The organism is Phaeobacter sp. 11ANDIMAR09 (assembly GCF_001294455.1).
GTDB lineage: Bacteria > Pseudomonadota > Alphaproteobacteria > Rhodobacterales > Rhodobacteraceae > Pseudophaeobacter.
The window spans coordinates 1-3,023 of record NZ_LIKT01000070.1; the positions used below are offsets into that span (position 1 = coordinate 1).

Below are 3,023 nucleotides of genomic sequence, written 5' to 3' on the forward strand. Positions count from 1 at the left end.
ACAGGGAATAGCCGTAGGTCATCTTTAATGGATTTTCTTCCACGTGAGTTTGGTTCTCCGAGCAGCGCCTCTCGGGCTCGTGCAAGGCGCGTTTCATCTTTCACCGTCGGGTCGTGGTGTGGATTAGCCTTAATTATTGCGGCCAGCAAAACATTGATAAGGCGATCCTGAGAACGTTGCTTTTGTTCGGCCCTAGGAAGACGAGGATGCAGTGATTTTTTCGACATGGTTCGCCCATTGCTCCAGCGCATCGCGTTTTTCGTTGAAATATGTGTAGCGATTGTAGATTGCGCCGACGCCTGAGACGACCCCTGATTTGTGGTTGGTCACGGCGTCGATCACATGAGGCGCCACACCGATCTTCGCCATACCTGTGGAGGCCGTGCGCCTGAAATCGTGGAAACGCCAATCAGGTGTGTTGTCGGGCAGCGTCGCCTCGATACGTTCCTTGAGGCGTCCGAACCCAGATATCGCTGAACGCCCAGTCGTTGTGAACACGAAGTCGCTGTTGAGGAACCTGTGCAGGGATTGCAGTATGCCCGCGGCCTGTGGAGGCAGAGGCACGATATGCAGTCGAGCATTTTTCACACGGCTCGCTGGAAGTTCCCATATTCCTTCATCAAGATTGAGCTCAGACCAACGCATGTCAGATACTTCTGCCCGTCGCTGCCCCGTCATCATCAGCAGCTTGAGGAAGGGACCAAAAGGATAATCCTCGGCATCGCTTTGCTGCCAGATCGTGCGGATTTCATCATCGCTCAGCACACGATCACGAGGGATTTCGCGCGTAGGCGGCCTGAGGAGAGCTACAGGCGATGTTTCGATGTCGCCGCGCATGACGCACCAGTTCATAAGCTTTTTGATCGCTGAGAGCGCCCGATTGGCGCGTGTCGGCGTCCCGTTGGCGATGATGCCGTCCAGCACCTTGCTTACGTCCTGCCGTTTGATCTGGTCAATGGGTCGATCCTTCAACCCATCGAACTTGTGTAGAACGCTTTCGGTGCGTTTCCAGTCCTTGGTATTGGGCTTGGCGTGAAGCTCGATGAACTTGGGGATCATCTCACCCAACGTGTCAGCCGATGCCTCGGGAACCTCGGGGGGCTTGTCGAACTCGCCCAACTCAACATCACGGGCTATTTCCATTGCACGGCGCCTAGCGTCGGCAAGGGAGACCACAGGGTAAGGGCCTATTTTGATGCGCCTGCGCGATCCACTCGGGCGGACCAACGTGTAGAACACCTTGGCACCTGTGGTCGACACACGCACATGCAGGCCGTTTACTTTCTGGTCGCGGACCTCGTACCGTTTGATGGTCGCAGGGGGCATCGCGTCGAGCGATTTGGTTGTCAGCATCTGTTTCATGCAGACATCGTAAGACACCCAGAATCCGCGTGTCAGGGTATGGTTTGGGGCGAGTTGAGCTTAGTCAAAAAGGATTGTGCAGTCTGCGTCGTGGTGTTTTGTTGTGACCAGACATATTTTCAAGAAAGTCGTTAGAACTCGCATCCATTGCCGAGTCTCTACATTTATTTAAGGGGTTCATCCGTTGGCCAAGTTCTTCAAACCTAGAAGCGTCAAGAACAACGCGGTCAATCATCGAATTGCAGAGCAACTCTGGTTGGAAGTCGCTAGAATTACTGGTCGTCTCGATGGCGACATACCTGCTTTCATGTCAGAAAGCCCACGCGGCATTCAACTATCTGAACGTCACAAAACGGATGGTGTCAGCGTGTATATTCGAGAGTTAGAAAACCCCCACCGTGTGCTGGCTTATCCTGTCTCGCACAAAAAACTTCGCGCCAGTTTGACCTCTGACACTAGACTAGACTGGTCTGCACTGGCCAAGGTTGTTGAGACCGGTCGCGCTATTGTTGTCGCAGGGGGGGATATTCGAATTGAGAGTTCATCGATTGATATTTCTCGTGCCAAGAAAGACCCTGAATATCTGGAGATGGTGTCTCGTCAGCAAGAAGTGACTGACCGGTTTGGGCCACTCTTCAGAGAACCTGACAAATTAACGGAAGCCAGCTTTCGTGGGTTTTTGTTCTTTGAACACAACCATCATTGGACCAGCTTGTATCGTCAGACTTCAAACCTGTTGGAGCAAGGCTTTGTGCATTTGCAAAAAACGATAGCGATACTGACGGACGAGGGCCGCTCTGTTGGGGTGCGCTATGACGAGGCTGTCGGTGGCCAAAAGGGCATGTCCAAAGGTATCGCGACAGCAATAATGATGGTTGCCTACCCAAACAAATATGGTGTGTGGAATTCTAAGTCGGAAGCTGGGTTGACTGAACTTGGTGTCTGGCCTGACCTACCACAAGGTGCCAGTGACGGAGAGAAATATGAGGCAATCAACGGCATACTTCACACCCTTTGCGCGACCTATGACGTTGATCTGTGGTCTTTGGATGGACTTCTTCATTTCATCTTACACCCGACCGGGGACCAGTCTGCAACACCACCATCAGTTGATACCTCAGGTCAAAACGTAAGAGATAGCGACGACGATGATGTTTTTGACAAGGTTGCTAAGCGGATTTTGGCAACAGTCGCAGCCTCAGGAACAACAAGCGAGCGTACGGCTAAAGAAAAGCCAACAGACATGACACACGCTGAGTTAGTGGCGTACATAGAGGAGTTGTTTCAGGAACAGGATGGAAAGTGCAAGCTGACAGGGATTCCTATGGAAGTAACACTCGGGGGACCTTTGGCTATCTCACCTGACCGGATCGATAGCAACGCTGGATATGTTCGAGGGAACATCCAGTTAACAGTATGGGCCGCGAATAAAGCAAAGGGGGATACACCAGACGCCGAGTTTCGAGAATTTATCGACCGAGTGCGAGCAGTAAAATAGGCTGGGGAGCCCCATTCGACCTCGGTTATTTCCACAAATGACTAGTGCGCTCAGGCACCAATGCTCTAGCTTTCCTCAGCCTCAGCCTCAGCCTCAGCCTCAGCCTCAGCCTCAGCCTCAGCCTCAGCCTCAGCCTCAGCCTCAGCCTCAGCCTCAGCCTCAG

Annotated in this window: 3 protein-coding genes; 1 reads left to right on the plus strand and 2 read right to left on the minus strand. The window is 52.6% G+C overall.

Annotated features, from left to right (window positions below):
* Positions 1 to 227 (minus strand): hypothetical protein (locus AN476_RS23305; RefSeq protein ID WP_216598419.1); only part of this gene is annotated, 227 nt, incomplete at its 3' end.
* Positions 193 to 1,362, minus strand: a complete 1,170-nt coding sequence (locus tag AN476_RS22050; RefSeq protein ID WP_253279973.1) for a site-specific integrase — start codon at positions 1,360 to 1,362, stop codon at positions 193 to 195. The genes AN476_RS22050 and AN476_RS23305, both read right to left, overlap by 35 nt.
* Positions 1,363 to 1,546: 184 nt before the next feature.
* Here AN476_RS22050 and AN476_RS22055 point away from each other — a divergent pair, with 184 nt between their 5' ends.
* The gene (locus AN476_RS22055; RefSeq protein WP_054463909.1) at positions 1,547 to 2,860 is read left to right on the plus strand and encodes a hypothetical protein; all 1,314 of its coding nucleotides are present in this window, start codon (positions 1,547 to 1,549) and stop codon (positions 2,858 to 2,860) included.
* Positions 2,861 to 3,023 lie beyond the last annotated feature (163 nt).